We start from the raw sequence: 15698 nt of genomic DNA, 5'->3' as shown, positions 1-15698 counted from the left end.
GCGCGCTTGCAATGACGGAAATGCCTTTATCCCTTGTATTTGCCTTTCTATGGCTCGTGCTTGCCAATGTCATCGCGATGTTTCCAAGTAAGCACCATCACTGGCCCGCTGCCTATGCCCTGTTGGCGGTTGGGCTGCCACTGTTGGTATGGGTTTACATTGAAAACGGCCTGTTGATCGGCGCTATTATCACCGTTGCGGGGGCATCTGTTTTGCGCTGGCCGGTGTATTACCTGCTGCGTTGGCTTAAAATTATGCGGCCAAAATCGTAGCCGGTGCATATTGCCGTTTTGACCTGTGCTGATGTGGCTTATAGAGTGCCCCAAATCTTACCCACGCTTTAACAAAGGGCGCTTTATACGTGTCAAACCCTGCCAGCATAATTTCACCTGAAACGCTTCCGAAACCACGCGGAACGCTGACGTTTGACCGTTCTTTGGCAGAGTTGACGTGGCTGCGGGTCGGTGGTCCGGCGGATGTGTTGTTCCAACCTCAGGACGTTGAGGACCTACAGGATTTCCTTCGCGATCTTCCGCCACAGATCGAAGTTTTCCCGATGGGTGTGGGGAGCAATCTGATTGTGCGCGATGGTGGCATACGTGCTGTGGTGATTAGGCTTGGGCGTGGTTTCAACGGCATCGAGATTGATGGCGAAACTGTTACAGCAGGTGCCGCAGCGTTGGATGCGCATGTGGCGCGGCGTGCGGCGGCGGCGGGCGTTGATCTGACCTTCCTGCGTACGATCCCGGGCGCGATTGGCGGGGCCGTCGCAATGAATGCGGGATGCTATGGCCGATATATGGCTGATGTCTTCCAGTCCGCGCGTTTCGTTACGCGAGAGGGAGCGTTGATAACACTTTCCGCAGAAGACTTAGCTTTTGAGTATCGCAATTCGGCTATGCCCGAAGGCGGTGTGTTGGTTGACGCAGTTCTGAAGGGGCCAATGGGTGAGCCAGTAGAGCTTGAAGGGCGTATGGCTGAACAACTCAAAAAGCGTGACGAAACCCAACCCACCAAGGATCGAACAGCTGGAAGCACCTTCCGAAACCCCGCCGGATTTAGCTCGACGGGGAAAGCTGATGATGTGCATGACCTCAAGGCGTGGAAGGTGATTGATGATGCCGGAATGCGCGGCGCGCGGCTCGGTGGTGCTGTTATGAACGAGATGCACAGCAACTTCTTGACCAACGCCGGAGGCGCAACGGCAGCCGATCTTGAGGGATTAGGTGAAGAAGTGCGAAAAAAGGTTTTCAAAAACAGTTCAATAGAGCTAGTATGGGAAATCAAACGCATCGGCGAACCTGCTTCCTGATTTGCCCGCATTAATTGCGGGAGCTAGGTAGCAATAATAAGCGCCTAGAGTGCGGATAAAATAGAACGTAGCAGAGTATTCAAAGACCCGAACAGGCAAAGCAACGGTTTTTGGTGTTACATTTAAAATCAAAGGGTTAAGCGGCATTGTGCCGTTTTGAGCGGCCCGATAATTGCGCAAAACGCGCGGTAAATGTGCCCGAATTTCGGGTGAACAAGAGCCCATAAACGGGCCAAAACAAAAGAGGCGGCGATGTCGAGCAGGGCATCCCAAAAAGTGGCAGTGTTGATGGGTGGCCCCTCCGCAGAGCGGGAAGTGTCGCTCTCGTCAGGGCGTGAATGCGCGGCTGCCCTTCGGGACGAAGGTTTTAACGTGGTTGAGGTGGATGCAGGTCCGGACCTCGCTACACGCTTGTCCGAAATCTCACCTGATGTTGTTTTCAACGCCTTGCATGGCCGTTGGGGCGAGGATGGGTGTGTTCAAGGGATGCTTGAGTGGCTACGTATCCCATATACACATTCCGGTGTTTTGGCCTCTGCTCTCGCTATGGACAAAGAGCGCAGCAAAGAAGCCTACCGCGCGGCTGGCCTTCCGGTATGCGAGAGCGGCTTGTTTACCAAAGCTGACGTTATGGCGGGCCATGTGATGCCTGTTCCCTATGTCGTGAAGCCGAACAACGAAGGATCCTCTGTTGGCGTATATCTTGTTGAAGAGGGGGCCGCGCCACCGGTCCTTTCTGACGATATGCCAGAGATCGTGATGGTCGAAACATTTGCGCCGGGCCGCGAGCTTACGACAACGGTTGTTGGCGACAAGGCGCTTGGTGTGACCGATATCATCACAGATGGATGGTATGACTATGATGCCAAATATGTTCCTGGTGGCTCGCGTCACGAGGTTCCGGCGAATATCCCACAAGACATCACAGACGCCTGTTTCGATTACGCTTTGCGCGCGCACGAAGCATTGGGATGTCGCGGAATATCACGCACGGATTTCCGTTGGGACGAGAGCCGCGGCATTGGCGGGCTGATCCTGCTTGAAACCAACACGCAGCCGGGCATGACGCCAACGTCGCTCACGCCAGAGCAGGCGCAAGTTTCGGGCATGGGATTTGGCAAGCTTTGTGCTTGGCTTGTGGAGGATGCATCATGGCAGAGATAAGCTTCGGCAGCGATGCATCTCCCCGTTTTCAAGTTGCGCTACTGGCGCCGCCGCGCAAGAATGACCGCAAGGGAAAGCGAAAATATCGTCGTGACCCTGCGCCTAGTCGCATTGCCTACCGCATCCAACGCCTGTGGCTAACGCCGTTTGTAAGGAAATTCGTAGCCCTTGGTGTTCCGGTGATTGTCGCTGGGCTTGCTGCTGGCTGGTTCCTAAGTTCTGCGGACAGACGCGAGGCAACCCTTCAGTGGATCACCGATGTGCGCGGCGATTTCGAGCAGCACCCGATGTTCATGGTTCACATGATGGCGGTTGACGGTGTTTCAGAAGAATTGGCCGCCAAAATTCGCGAAACTGCCTCTGTAGATTTTCCGCAAAGCTCTTTTGATCTTGATCTGAATGCCATGCACCAGCGGATTGCCGAGATGGATGCTGTCAAAGATGTGACGATCCAAGTGCGCAAGGGCGGCGTTCTGCATGTTGGCGTGACAGAGCGCGTTCCCGCGATTGTGTGGCGCGGGCGAGGTGAGGTGACGCTGCTTGATACTTCGGGTGTTCGAGTTAGCAAAGTTCCGGCGCGCGCTTCGCGGCCTGATCTGCCTCTCGTAGTCGGCGTTGGCGCAGATAAGGCAATCCCAGAAGCCGTTGAAATTTTCCAAGCCGCAGGACCGATCCTTGATCGCATGCGTGGGTTGGTGCGTATGGGCGAGCGCCGTTGGGATATCGTACTTGATCGCGATCAACGCATTCTGCTTCCAGAAAGTGATCCGATTGCGGCGCTTAATCGCGTCATCGCGCTTGATGGCCTTCAGGACATGCTCGAGCGCGACATTACGACTGTGGATATGAGACTGAGCCAGCGTCCGACGCTGAGAATGGCCCCGAAAGCGGGTCAGGTAACAGATGTAAAACTTGAAGATGGGGATGGCGGATCATGACGGATCTTTATCAAAGCCAGCGGGCAATGCGGAATATGCGTCAAGCGGCGATGCAGCGTGGCGTTGTGGCAATTCTAGATGTGGGGACATCAAAGATTGCCTGTCTTATCCTTCGATTTGATGGCCCCGAGAACTTTGGAAGTAACGATGGCGTTGGCTCGATGGCGGGGCAGAGCAGTTTCCGTGTTATTGGGGCGGCGACGACGCGGTCGCGCGGTGTACGCTTTGGCGAGATTGAAGCCATGCAGGAGACCGAGAGCGCCATTCGCACGGCAGTTCAATGTGCGCAAAAGATGGCCAAGACACGCGTTGATCACGTGATTGCGTGTTTCTCTGGCGCGCGCCCTCGGTCTTATGGGCTTGATGGGCAGGTCGAGATTCAGGATCGGGTGACAACAGAACATGATGTTGCGCGCGTTTTAGCGGCGTGTGAGGTGCCGGATATCGGTACTGGTCGCGAAGTTCTTCATGCGCAGCCGGTGAATTTCGCGCTGGATCATCGGTCTGGTCTTGCTGATCCGCGCGGGCAAATCGGCTCTGTCCTGACGGCAGATATGCACCTCCTGACGGTGGATGCGAGTGTGGTTCAGAACTTGATCTATTGCGTGAAGCGGTGTGATCTGGAGCTGGCTGGTCTTGCCTCTTCGGCTTATGTTTCCGGAATTTCGGCGATGGTTGAGGACGAGCAAGAGCTCGGAGCAGCCTGTATTGATATGGGCGGCGGTTCCACCGGCATTTCGATCTTTATGAAGAAACACATGATCTATGCCGATACCGTTCGGATCGGTGGCGATCACATCACAAGCGACATTTCCAAAGGCTTCCAAATTCCAGAGGCCACGGCAGAACGCATCAAAACCCTGAACGGCGGTGTCGTCGCAACAGGCATGGATGACCGCGAACAGATCGACATTGGATGTGATAGTGGGGATTGGGAAAAGGATCGCCGTACGGTAAGCCGTGCGGAACTGATCGGGATCATGCGTCCGCGCGTTGAGGAAATTCTTGAAGAAACCCGCGCGTGCCTTGAGGCGGCGGGTTTTGAACACCTCCCAAGTCAACAGATTGTACTGACCGGTGGCGGAAGCCAGATTCCAGGACTTGATGGCCTTGCGGCGCGTATCCTCGGACAGCGTGTTCGGATCGGTCGCCCGCTGCGCGTTCAGGGTTTGCCACAGTCAGCAACTGGGGCTCCTTTTGCTTCGGCGGTCGGGCTTTGTTTGTTCGCTGCACACCCGCAGGATGAGTGGTGGGATTTCGATATTCCTGCTGAGCGATATCCCGTGCGGTCTGTTCGGCGCGCAGTGAAATGGTTTAAAGATAATTGGTAAACGCAAAATATAGGGGTTTCGGCAAGATACCGCCAAACTTTCCCTCCTGATGGGCCATATTTTGTGTCTTTGTGGCGTTTTTTTCGTGACGTTTTGTGAATGTCAGGCTAAAATCGCTTTTAATCAGGTATAATTTCCGCTCCGGGACGAGCGGCTAGGCATTACAGGCGGACCAGTCATGACATTAAATCTTAGCATGCACGAACAAAACGATCTGAAGCCACGCATTACCGTGTTTGGGGTAGGCGGAGCAGGCGGCAACGCGGTTAACAACATGATCGAAAAGGCGCTGGACGGCGTTGAATTCGTCGTTGCGAACACCGACGCACAGGCGCTTCAGCAGAGCCGTGCGAACGATCGCATTCAGATGGGTGTTAAGGTTACCGAAGGTCTTGGCGCTGGTGCGCGTCCTTCGGTTGGCTCCGCAGCGGCCGAAGAAAGCATTGAGCAAATCGTAGATCACCTCGCCGGCGCGCATATGTGTTTCATCACCGCTGGTATGGGGGGCGGCACCGGAACCGGCGCTGCACCAATCATTGCACAGGCCGCACGCGAGCTTGGTGTTCTGACGGTTGGCGTTGTGACGAAACCGTTCCAGTTCGAAGGCGCCAAGCGCATGCGTCAGGCGGAAGAGGGCGTTGAAGCGCTCCAGAAGGTTGTTGATACGCTTATCATCATCCCGAACCAGAACCTGTTCCGCATGGCCACCGAGAAAACAACATTTACAGAGGCTTTTAGCCTCGCAGATGATGTTTTGTATCAAGGTGTTAAAGGCGTAACCGATCTGATGGTTCGTCCGGGCATCATCAACCTCGACTTTGCCGATGTGCGCTCCGTGATGGACGAAATGGGCAAGGCGATGATGGGTACCGGCGAGGCGACTGGCGAAGATCGTGCTGTTCAAGCCGCAGAAAAAGCAATTGCCAACCCGCTTCTCGACGAGATCAGCCTTCGTGGCGCACGTGGTGTTCTTATCAACATCACAGGCGGTTACGACCTTACATTGTTCGAATTGGACGAAGCGGCAAACCGCATCCGCGAAGAAGTGGATCAAGAAGCAAACATCATCGTTGGTTCCACGCTCGACACCGAAATGGAAGGCACAATGCGCGTTTCTGTTGTGGCAACAGGTATCGACACCGTTGAAGGCGAAGCTCAGAAGCCAGCGCCACGCCGTGGCCTCGCAAAGCCGCTTGAGCCAGGTGAGGCGCTGCAGCAGCAAGACGCTGATCAAGGTGGCGAAGAAGAGCCAAACCTTTTCAATAGCCCAGCAGAAGAAGCAGAGCCGGCGCCAGCCCCTAGTTTCTTTACACCACAAGAAGAAGTTGCTCAGGCACCAGAAACTGACGAACTACCGGCACCAGCTTACCAGCCGGAGGTTGCTCAACCTGCAGCTCCAGTAGAAGCCGAGCGTGAGACAGCAGAGTTTGTAGCGCCAAAACCGCTTCCTGCTGGAACACCTTCACCAGAAGCAGTTGCCCGCCTGCAAGCAGCGGTCGCCAAAGCGCCGTCCAGCGGCCTTGGCCGCCCCGCCGCTCAAGCGCCGCAGCAGCCAACTCAGGAGCAGGAAAAAGCACCGCGTTTCGGTATTAACTCGCTGATCAATCGCATGACTGGCCACTCACACGAAGAGGCGCCGAGAGCCGCAACTCCGGTACGTCAACAACCGCCAGTTCAGTCCCAAGAGGCTGCACCGGATTACGAATCTGAGGTTGATCCAGAGCAGGAACGCATCGACATTCCAGCATTTCTACGCCGTCAGGCGAATTAATTTCGCACACAGATTATTTAGGAAGGCCGGGCAAACGCTCGGCCTTTTTCTTTTGTTAACAAAAGGTTAAAATCTCAAAGGCGGTATTTCGCTTATGAGAAAATGTGATGTTTCAAACCGTTACAAAGATTGAATTGTCTATTCGGGGGGCAGGCAATACCTGTACTGTGCCGAAGCGGGACTGGCATCGGTGCAATTCTGGGGTAATACGTGCAGCGCACTTTGAAATCAGACATCGTCTTTGACGGCATCGGCCTTCACACGGGTAAACCTGTTCGTATGGTTGTTCGTCCGGCGCCTGCCAATGCCGGAATCACGTTTCGCCGCGTGGACCTAGAAGGCGATAACCGTATCCCTGCGAAGTTTGACGCAACAGTCAAAGCCCCCCTCTGTACACGTATCGAAAACTCTGAGGGTGCTAGCGTTTCAACGATTGAGCATATCATGGCCGCTCTTGCGGGCTGTGGTGTTCACAACGCTCTGGTTGATATCGATGGCCCTGAAGTACCAGTTTTGGACGGCAGCTCTGCGCAGTTTGTTGCCGAGATACTGGATGCTGGATTCGCACGGCAGGATGCCCCTATCCGAGCGATTAAACTCCTGAAGCCTGTCGAAGTTCGTGAGGGCGCGGCAATTGCCCGCCTTGAGCCTGCGGAAACGCTCTTCATTGATTTTCATATCACCTTCGCTGACGAGGCGATTGGCCAACAAGACAAAACGCTGTCTATGGCCAATGGTTCATTCGTTCGTGAGCTGTGTGATAGCCGGACTTTCTGTCGTCAGGCGGATGTGGATTCGATGCGCGCAAACGGTCTTGCGCTTGGCGGCACTGTCGAAAATGCAGTTGTTATCGACGGAGATACCGTTCTTACGCCCGGTGGCTTGCGTCATACCGATGAAGCCGTACGTCACAAAATGCTTGATGCGCTTGGCGATCTTGCGCTTGCCGGTGCTCCGGTATTGGGGCGTTACACTGGTGTTCGGGCGGGTCACGCACTAACAAACAAGCTGCTGCGCGCCGTTTTTGCGGATCCTTCCGCATGGACCGAAGTTGAATGTGACACGCTGACAGCGGCGCGTTTGCCGGGAGCTGGGGTCGCTGCAACAGATGTTCCGGCAACAATCCAGTAAATATCACTTCCCTGTTTTTCCTTCGTTAAGGCGTTTTGCCTTGCAAAATTCTATGCTAGGAAAGCCGAGCAGCACTCGTATTTGTGGTGCGGAATCAACGGTTGAAGGTGGCGCTTAATGGCACGCGCAAGAGTTTGGTCAAAGCAATTTGCGTTGTTCGCGGGTTTGACGGTGCTTGTCGCATGCGCAGACAAGGGAACCGAAAACGTTAACCTTGAAGCGTATTCCGCTCAGGACATCTACAAACGCGCTGAATATGATCTTGCCCAAGGTGACGTTGCAGACGCCGCACGCCTGTTTGGCGAAGTAGAGCGCTTGTATCCCTATTCTGATTGGGCACGCCGCAGCTTGATTATGCAGGCGTTCTCCTACCATCAGGATCAGGACTACGAAAACAGCCGCATCGCCGCGCAACGATATATCGATTTCTATCCTGCCGAAGAAGATGCCGCTTATGCACAGTATCTTTTGGCGCTTTCCTACTACGATCAGATTGACGAAGTGGGCCGCGATCAAGGCCTTACCTTTCAGGCGCTGCAAGCGCTTCGTGTCGTGATCGAGCGCTATCCTGATAGCGAATACGCACGGTCCGCAATTCTTCACTTCGACTTGGCGTTTGATCATTTGGCCGCCAAGGAAATGGAAATTGGCCGCTATTATCTCAAGCGCAAGCACTATGCGGCCGCGATTGCACGCTTCCGTGTTGTGGTTGAAGACTTCCAGACAACGAGCCACACGCCAGAAGCATTGCACCGTCTGGTCGAATCCTATCTCTCTCTTGGCTTCCCGCGTCAGGCCCAGACGGCCGCCGCGATTCTCGGCCACAACTTCCGCTCTTCAAGCTGGTACGCAGACAGCTATGCCTTGCTGCGTGGTCAAGGGCTTGAGCCTGGTCTGTTCAAAGACAACTGGATGGGCGATTTCTATCGTCAGACAGTCAAAGGCGAATGGCTATAGGACCGGAAGGCGCAATCCATGCTGCGTAGTCTCGAGATCCGCGACATGCTTATCATTGATCACCTGAGCCTTGAGTTTCAGGCTGGTTTGAATGTTCTTACGGGCGAGACCGGCGCGGGGAAATCCATTCTGCTCGATTCTCTGGGGTTTGTGTTGGGATGGCGCGGACGTGCCGAGCTTGTACGCAGTGGAGCAAAGCAGGGTGAAGTCACGGCATGCTTTGAAATCCCATCTGGCCACAACGCGCAAAAGGTTCTTGATGAGGCCGGTATACCCTATTCGGACGAGGAGCTTATTTTGCGGCGGGTGAATTCCGCCGACGGACGAAAAACGGCGTGGATAAACGATCGCCGCGCCTCTGGGGAGGTGCTTCGTGCGCTTTCTGAAACGCTTGTTGAACTGCATGGACAGCATGATGACCGCGGACTTCTAAATCCGCGCGGACATAGAAAAATGCTCGATGCATATGGTGGGCTTGAAAGCAAAGTTGCAAAAACTTCGGAAGCATGGAGAGCCCTCTCGGCGGCGCAAAAAACGCTTTTGGCCGAGGAAGCCCATCTTGCCGATCTGCGCGAGGAAGAGGATTTCCTGCGGCATTCAGTTGAAGAGCTTGATGCTCTTGGTCCTGTTGCTGGTGAGGAAGCGGAGCTAGACACCCGCCGTCGCCAGCTTCAGGCCGCGACGCGCGTTGCTGATGACGTTACCAAAGCACGCGATGCGATTGGCGGGCAGGGCGCAGAGGCGTTGATCGTCAATGCGCTGCGCTGGTTAGAGGACTCCGCGACTCAGCTTGATGGTGCTTTTGATCGTGGGATTGAGGCGCTGACCCGTGCACTGAATGAATTGAGTGAGGGGCAATCCGAAATCGAGAGTGCGCTGGATGGATTGCGATTTAACCCAGGTGAGCTTGAAGACTGCGAAGAGCGTTTGTTTGCGATCCGCGCTCTTGCGCGCAAGCATGGCGTATTGGCTGATGATCTTGCTGCCCACGCGGATGAACTACGCAAGCGTCTTGAGGCGCTGGACCAAGGCGCAGGGAATATCGGCACATTGAAGCGCGCGCTTGAAGAGGCGCAGGCAGCCTATGAGGATGCCGCAAACGCCCTGAGCGCGGCGCGAAAAGCCGCAGCGAAAAAGCTTGATGCGGCCATGGCCAAAGAGCTAGCTCCGCTCAAAATGGAGCGCGCCGTTTTTGAGACCCAGTTCAACGAAATCGACGGTGGTCCAGAGGGCTCTGATGATGTTGTGTTCACTGTTGCAACCAACCCAGGCGCTCCGTCAGGCGCTCTGAACAAGATCGCTTCTGGAGGCGAACTTTCGCGGTTTTTGTTGGCATTGAAGGTTTGCCTTACCTCGGGAACCAAAGGCATCACGATGATCTTTGACGAGATTGACCGTGGTGTCGGAGGGGCGACTGCTGACGCGGTTGGCCGCAGGTTGGCGGCCTTGGCCGCGGAGGGACAGGTACTCGTCGTAACCCATTCTCCTCAAGTTGCGGCGCTCGGCGGGCATCATTGGCGGGTCGAGAAGCGGATACAAGACGGCTCTACGCTATCGACTGTTGTGCCGCTCGCCGCAGAAGATCGTGTGGACGAAGTTGCGCGAATGCTCTCTGGGGATCGCATCACCAACGAAGCGCGAGCCGCCGCAAAAACGCTTCTTGCGGGTTAAGATCGGCTTCGATTGTTAGCTTTCATTTCGGTGGCATTTTGGGCTGGTATGGGAATGCCTTTAGTTTTGACGCGTCAACTTGCCTGGATTCATGATATTTGTGGGATCGAGTGCCTTTTTGATGTCTCCCATAACATTCCACCCATCCGAGCCGTGTTCTAGTTCCATTAGGCCGAGTTTGCCCATCCCGACACCATGTTCCCCCGTGATCGTACCGCCAACCTCTACCGAGCGGCGAGACATTTCGGTGGCAAGGCGCTTTGCCTCAGCAACTTCTTTCGGATCGTTCTTGTCGCAAAGCAGGATTGCGTGAAAGTTGCCGTCGCCAACATGCCCGAGAATTGGGCCAGTCAAGAAAGACGCCGCAATGTCTGCCTGTGCCGCTTTGATTGCATCAGCCAGCTTGGAGATCGGCACACAAACATCAGTTACGATCGCCGAAGCTCCTGGTCTTAGGGCGAGGCTGGCGTAATAGGCGTTGTGGCGTATTTTCCAAAGCTCGGCGCGCTCTTCTGGTCGATTGCTCCACCGAAAAGCGAGCGCGTTATTATCCTGTGCGATTTCTCCAAAGCTCTCTGCTTGTTCCGCAACGCCGCTTTCTGAACCGTGGAACTCAATGAGCAAGTGTGGCTTTTCGGGGATGTCGGCTTTCGCGTAGATATTGAACCCGCGTGCCGTATCAGCATCTACGAGTTCAATTCGTGCCATGGGGACACCAGACTGCATGGTTTCGATGACCGTCGCGACGGCATCATCCACTGTTTCAAAGACGCACGCGGCCGCAGAAATCGCCTCTGGCTGCCCATGAAGGCGCAGAGTGAGTGACGTGATTATGCCAAGGGTCCCTTCGCTGCCAAGAAAGAGCGAGGTGAGGTCATAGCCTGCCGCGGACTTTCGAGCGAGGCCACCAGTTTTGATAATGCGGCCATCTGCCAGCACCACGGTAAGCCCCAGAACGTTATCACGCATGGAGCCATAACGAACCGTGGTTGTACCGCTTGCGCGTGTTGCCGCCATGCCGCCGATTGATGCATTTGCTCCGGGGTCTACCGGAAAGAATAGTCCTGTTGCGCGCAACTCCGTGTTTAGCTCTTCTCTGGTTATCCCCGGTTCAACCGTTACCGCGAAGTCCTCTGGCGCCACCTCGACCACGCGGTTCATTTTCGTCATGTCCAAACAGATGCCGCCTTGTACCGCGAGGGCATGAGCCTCAAGAGAGGTTCCTGTACCCCACGCAACAACGGGGCATTCATGGGTATGGCAGATGCGCAGGATCGCAGACACGTCTTCGGTGCTTAGCGGATAGGCCACGGCGTCAGGTGGCGTAAGTGGAAAATATGTCTCGCTTTTTCCGTGTGTTTCCAGATCAGACTTGGAACGCGACAAACGATCGCCTAACAAGGAGGAGAGTTCGGTCAATGCGGTTTCGATGGTCATATTGCCTCTGCCTTCATTCGGTCCGAGTGAAACCCTAGGTGAACCCATCCGCTTGGGAAAGTCCAAAGGCATTGACCCGCAATGAACAGCTGTTGCCAATGAAAGCCCAGATCAAAGACGGTTACCAGCGCGCCAATCTGGCGGTGAAGGACGCATTGCGCATCATTCGGCAAGAGGGGCCGAACGAGCTGCAGTTCTGGTTTATTGCGCTTTTGATCGGGATTGGAGCCGGATTTACAGCGCTGTATTTTCGCAAAGCCATCTTGGCGCTTCAGGGCTTTTTATATGATGCGGAGACGCGCACAGATATGCTTTCTGTTGCGGATCGGCTTCCGTGGTACTGGATCTTGCTTGTGCCGATTGTGGGCGGGCTGATCGTTGGAATTTTGCTGAACAAATATACGCCCGACGGACGCGTTCGCTCTGTCGCTGATGTCATCGAGGGCGCAGCCCTGCATCATGGACGCGTGGAGCGCCGCGAGGGATTGGCAAGCGGACTTGCATCATTGATTACGCTTTCGTCGGGCGGCTCCACTGGGCGTGAAGGCCCGGTCGTGCACCTGGCGGCGGTAATTTCGACATGGGTAAGCAATCGCATTCATGCCAGCGGCATTGATGCGCGGGATCTACTTGGGTGTGCCGTTGCAGCGGCTGTTTCAGCGAGCTTTAACGCACCGATTGCAGGAGCGTTGTTCGCGCTTGAGGTTATCCTTCGCCACTTTGCGGTGCACGCATTCGCGCCCATTGTTATTGCGTCGGTCGCGGGTACCGTCATCAGCCGCCTCGAATTTGGCAATGTGACCGAGTTTCAGCTCATGCGCGTTGGTGAATTGGCGTTCTACGTAGAGCTTCCCGCATTTCTCCTGCTTGGGATTATTTCGGGGCTTGTCGCGGTTGTCTTGATGAAGTCGATATTCTGGGCCGATAATTTCGGCAACGTCCTGCAAAAAACACTGCGTATCCCTGCAATTTTGCGCCCTGCAATTGCGGGTGGATTGCTTGGCGGCATCGCCATTTTCTTCCCACACATTATCGGTGTTGGCTACGGAACAACTTCGGCGGCTTTGTCTGGTGATCTGTTGTTCCGCGAGGCCGTTGTTTTTGCCGTTTTGAAGGCCATTGCCGTTGCGATCACGATGGCGGGGCGCATGGGAGGCGGGGTATTCTCCCCCGCGATGATGCTAGGTGCTCTAACTGGGCTGGCGTTCGGCCTAATCGCGACACAGGCTTTTCCCAATGTCAGCGGCTCGCACACGATCTATGCGCTTGCAGGAATGGGGGCCGTGGCCGCAGCGGTATTGGGCGCGCCGATATCTACAACGCTCATCGTGTTTGAATTGACGGGAGACTGGCAAACTGGGCTTGCAGTTATGGCGGCAGTGTCTGTTTCGACCGCAATTTCTTCGCGCATGGTCGACAAGAGTTTCTTCCTGACGCAGCTCGAACGCCGCGATGTTCATTTGGCGGCGGGTCCACAAGGATATTTGCTGTCTACGATACGCGTTAAGACGGTCATGCGTGCTCTCGGAGAGCAACGATGCGCCGATGAGGCTGACTGCGATGCTCTCGTCAAAGAAGGGCGTCTGGTTGGGCCCGAAGCAACTCTGGAAGAGATCATGCCAGAGTTTGAAGCGCATGATCTGGATTTCATTCCGGTTGTCGCCGAGAGCGGCGCGCTATTGGGGGCAATCTATCATGTGGACGCGTTGCTAACCTTTAACCGCGCCCTATCAGAAACCGCCGCAGAAGAGCACTCGTAAGCGGATCAAAGCCCCTCGACGGCAACGTTCTCTCCTGCGAAGGCGAGGTAACCAGCGATTTCTTCGACGCTTTCCAATGGCTCTTCATAAGACCACACCGCGTTCTTGATAACGGTACTTTTGGTGTGAATTGAGAAGTAAGAGGCGTTGCCTTTCCACGGGCAGTGAGTGGTGTGATCGCTCGGTTCAAGCATCGCCATTGCGACGTCTTCGCGCGGGAAATAGGCCACAGGGGCGAGCGAACCTTCATTGAGGATAAGTGCGTTTTGACTTTCCCCAATAACCGCACCACCGGCGCGCACCACATAGGTAGTATCTGCTTTTGTGATCGTAATTTCCGGCACAGGTGCGTCTCCTTTTAATGGCGCGCAGGCCTCTTTGAGCCAGCTTCGAGTTGGCTTGCTAACATGATCACGCAAAAGCTTCCATGTGGCAAAATGATATTGGTTGATCCAGTCAATTTCCGCCTTGTTTAGAAGCGATGTCATGATCAGGCGTCGATCAATGGGAACAAAGGTCATTGTGCGAAACCGAAGGAAGTCGCGCTCGGGGTCTGCATCTGCATGGGCTGGGGCAGGTTCCACGGCAACGAGATTTTCAATACGAATACCGAACGCCCCCTCGCGGTAATATCCGGGCTCGTTAGAGAGGATCATCCCTGTTTCCAGCGCAATGGAACCGGTTTTTGCAAGGCGCTGCGGACCTTCGTGGACGGAAAGATAACTGCCGACACCATGGCCGGTCCCGTGATTGAAATCTTGCCCAGCTTGCCAAAGTGCCATGCGGGCAAATGGATCAAGGTCGCGACCTTTGGTGCCCTTCGGGAACTCTGCGCGGCTGATTGCGATCATCCCTTGAAGGACGCGCGTGAAGCAGCGTTTTTCTGTTTCCCCGATCTCTCCGACAGCGATGGTGCGGGTGATGTCGGTTGTACCATCCTGATATTGGCCACCGCTATCGACCAACAAAAGCTCGCCAGATTTGACGGAACGATTTGTGTCTTCGGACACGCGGTAATGCATGATTGCACCGTGCTCACCAGCGCCCGCAATTGTTTCGAAGCTAATTTCGCGCAGAGCGTTGCTTGCGCGGCGGAAGGACTCGAGTTTCGTGACGACATCGATCTCGGTGAGTGTGCCGCTAGGGGCGTTTTCGTCAAGCCAGCACAGAAACTCTGCCATAGCCACCCCGTCTCGCAATTGGGCGGCATCGGCGCCTGCAAGCTCGACGTCGTTCTTGCACGCCTTTGCAAGCGCACAGGGATCCGGCGCTTCGATAGTCTCGGCGCAGATTTCGGCTAGGGCGAGCGGCGTAGTCGCCGGATCAAGCAAAGTGGGGCCTTTGAGAGCGGAGACGAAGTCGGGCATCTCGCTTTCAGCATGCAGCGCGACGGAAGGGCCGAACTTCTCCGCAACCTCGTTAAATTTAGTCGGATCCGTGAAAAGGTCTACGTGTCCTGCGGCGTGTAAGACGGCCATCGCGTGCACAACGGGATTGCGCGGGATATCGGCGCCACGCACGTTCAAGAGCCAACAAATCGCATCTGGTTGGGTAATGATAGCTTGTGACGCACCCGCATCCGCAATCGCTGTGGCCATGCGCTTGATCTTGCTTTCGTGGGGTTCACCGGCGAATTCAAGTGGCTGGTCAACGGCTGGCGCAGCGGGAGGGGCAGGGCGGTCGACCCAAATTGCATCAAGCGGATTTTCATCAAGCGCAACAATCTCAACACCGGTCCCTTTGAGGCCGCTTTCGAGCGCGCGTATGTCCTGAACAGTATGGAGCCATGGATCGATACCAAGTCGCAATGGCCCTTTTGTTTGGCTTTTGATCCAGTCTGCTGCCGATTGCTCGGGCCATGGAACTGGCGTGAAATGCGCCAGATCAACCTGCGATTTCACCTGCGTTCTATATCGTCCGTCAATGAAAACGCCCGCTACCTCGGGGAGCACGACGCAGAACCCTGCAGAGCCCGTAAATCCGGTGAGCCAAGAGAGCCGTGCATCGCAATCTGCCACATATTCGCCCTGAAACCTGTCTGCACGTGGCACGATGAATCCATCGAGATTTCTTGCCTCAAGCGCCGCGCGGAGCTTTGTCAGCCGTTCCGGGCCGAACTCTGGGTGGGAAACGGTTCCAAAATCTTGAAACATGCACGACCTCCGATAAATGGCGCGCGGTAGATCTGCTCGCCAAGTTTTTGTTGTTAAAGGTGGCGCGGTTATA

11 protein-coding genes and 2 pseudogenes are annotated in these 15698 nt (G+C 55.2%); 10 read left to right on the top strand and 3 right to left on the bottom strand.

All coding sequences use genetic code 11. From position 1 onward, the window contains the following. Positions 1-11 precede the first annotated feature (11 nt). From N9C89_RS09315 to recN, 9 genes are all read left to right on the top strand, one after another. Positions 12-272: a DUF2484 family protein gene (locus tag N9C89_RS09315; RefSeq protein WP_317134931.1), complete on the top strand. Its 261-nt coding sequence runs from the start codon at positions 12-14 to the stop codon at positions 270-272. 89 nt (positions 273-361) lie between these two features. Then, the gene (murB, locus tag N9C89_RS09310; RefSeq protein ID WP_263953605.1) at positions 362-1312 is read left to right on the top strand and encodes a UDP-N-acetylmuramate dehydrogenase; all 951 of its coding nucleotides are present in this window, start codon (positions 362-364) and stop codon (positions 1310-1312) included. 252 nt (positions 1313-1564) lie between these two features. Next, the gene (locus N9C89_RS09305) at positions 1565-2476 is read left to right on the top strand and encodes a D-alanine--D-alanine ligase (protein WP_263953604.1); all 912 of its coding nucleotides are present in this window, start codon (positions 1565-1567) and stop codon (positions 2474-2476) included. Beyond that, positions 2464-3414: a cell division protein FtsQ/DivIB gene (locus N9C89_RS09300; protein WP_263953603.1), complete on the top strand. Its 951-nt coding sequence runs from the start codon at positions 2464-2466 to the stop codon at positions 3412-3414. The genes N9C89_RS09305 and N9C89_RS09300 overlap by 13 nt, the downstream gene beginning before the upstream one ends. After that, the gene (ftsA, locus tag N9C89_RS09295) at positions 3411-4745 is read left to right on the top strand and encodes a cell division protein FtsA (RefSeq protein ID WP_263953602.1); all 1335 of its coding nucleotides are present in this window, start codon (positions 3411-3413) and stop codon (positions 4743-4745) included. Before N9C89_RS09300 ends, ftsA begins: the two co-directional genes overlap by 4 nt. A 178-nt stretch (positions 4746-4923) precedes the next feature. After that, positions 4924-6516 carry a cell division protein FtsZ gene (gene ftsZ, locus N9C89_RS09290; protein ID WP_263953601.1) on the top strand — a complete coding sequence of 531 codons (1593 nt, stop codon included), beginning with the start codon at positions 4924-4926 and terminating at the stop codon, positions 6514-6516. Between the two features lie 210 nt (positions 6517-6726). Next, positions 6727-7647 carry a UDP-3-O-acyl-N-acetylglucosamine deacetylase gene (lpxC, locus tag N9C89_RS09285; protein WP_263953600.1) on the top strand — a complete coding sequence of 307 codons (921 nt, stop codon included), beginning with the start codon at positions 6727-6729 and terminating at the stop codon, positions 7645-7647. 117 nt (positions 7648-7764) lie between these two features. After that, positions 7765-8604 carry an outer membrane protein assembly factor BamD gene (locus tag N9C89_RS09280; protein WP_263953599.1) on the top strand — a complete coding sequence of 280 codons (840 nt, stop codon included), beginning with the start codon at positions 7765-7767 and terminating at the stop codon, positions 8602-8604. Positions 8605-8622: 18 nt separating this feature from the next. Further along, complete coding sequence (recN, locus tag N9C89_RS09275) at positions 8623-10275, top strand: DNA repair protein RecN (protein ID WP_263953598.1); 1653 nt, start codon at positions 8623-8625, stop codon at positions 10273-10275. A gap of 60 nt (positions 10276-10335) precedes the next feature. On the opposite strand, the gene N9C89_RS09270 is transcribed toward recN, so the two are convergent. Next, entirely contained in the window at positions 10336-11712 is a 1377-nt protein-coding gene (locus N9C89_RS09270) for an FAD-binding oxidoreductase (RefSeq protein ID WP_263953597.1), read from the bottom strand. Between the two features lie 98 nt (positions 11713-11810). On the opposite strand from N9C89_RS09270, the gene N9C89_RS09265 reads away from it, so the two are divergent. After that, positions 11811-13472, top strand: a complete 1662-nt coding sequence (locus N9C89_RS09265) for a chloride channel protein (protein WP_263953596.1) — start codon at positions 11811-11813, stop codon at positions 13470-13472. 5 nt (positions 13473-13477) lie between these two features. On the opposite strand, the pseudogene N9C89_RS09260 reads toward N9C89_RS09265, so the two are convergent. Together N9C89_RS09260 and N9C89_RS09255 are read right to left on the bottom strand one after the other, a co-directional pair. Further along, positions 13478-13762: pseudogene (locus tag N9C89_RS09260) on the bottom strand (DUF427 domain-containing protein); the annotation flags it as partial. Between the two features lie 69 nt (positions 13763-13831). Beyond that, a pseudogene (locus N9C89_RS09255) lies at positions 13832-15625 on the bottom strand (aminopeptidase P family protein); the annotation flags it as partial. Positions 15626-15698 lie beyond the last annotated feature (73 nt).

Origin of the sequence: Halocynthiibacter sp. SDUM655004 (assembly GCF_026015885.1) — a bacterium.
GTDB classification, from domain to species: domain Bacteria; phylum Pseudomonadota; class Alphaproteobacteria; order Rhodobacterales; family Rhodobacteraceae; genus Falsihalocynthiibacter; species Falsihalocynthiibacter halioticoli.
This window is presented reverse-complemented; position numbering and strand designations above follow the sequence as displayed.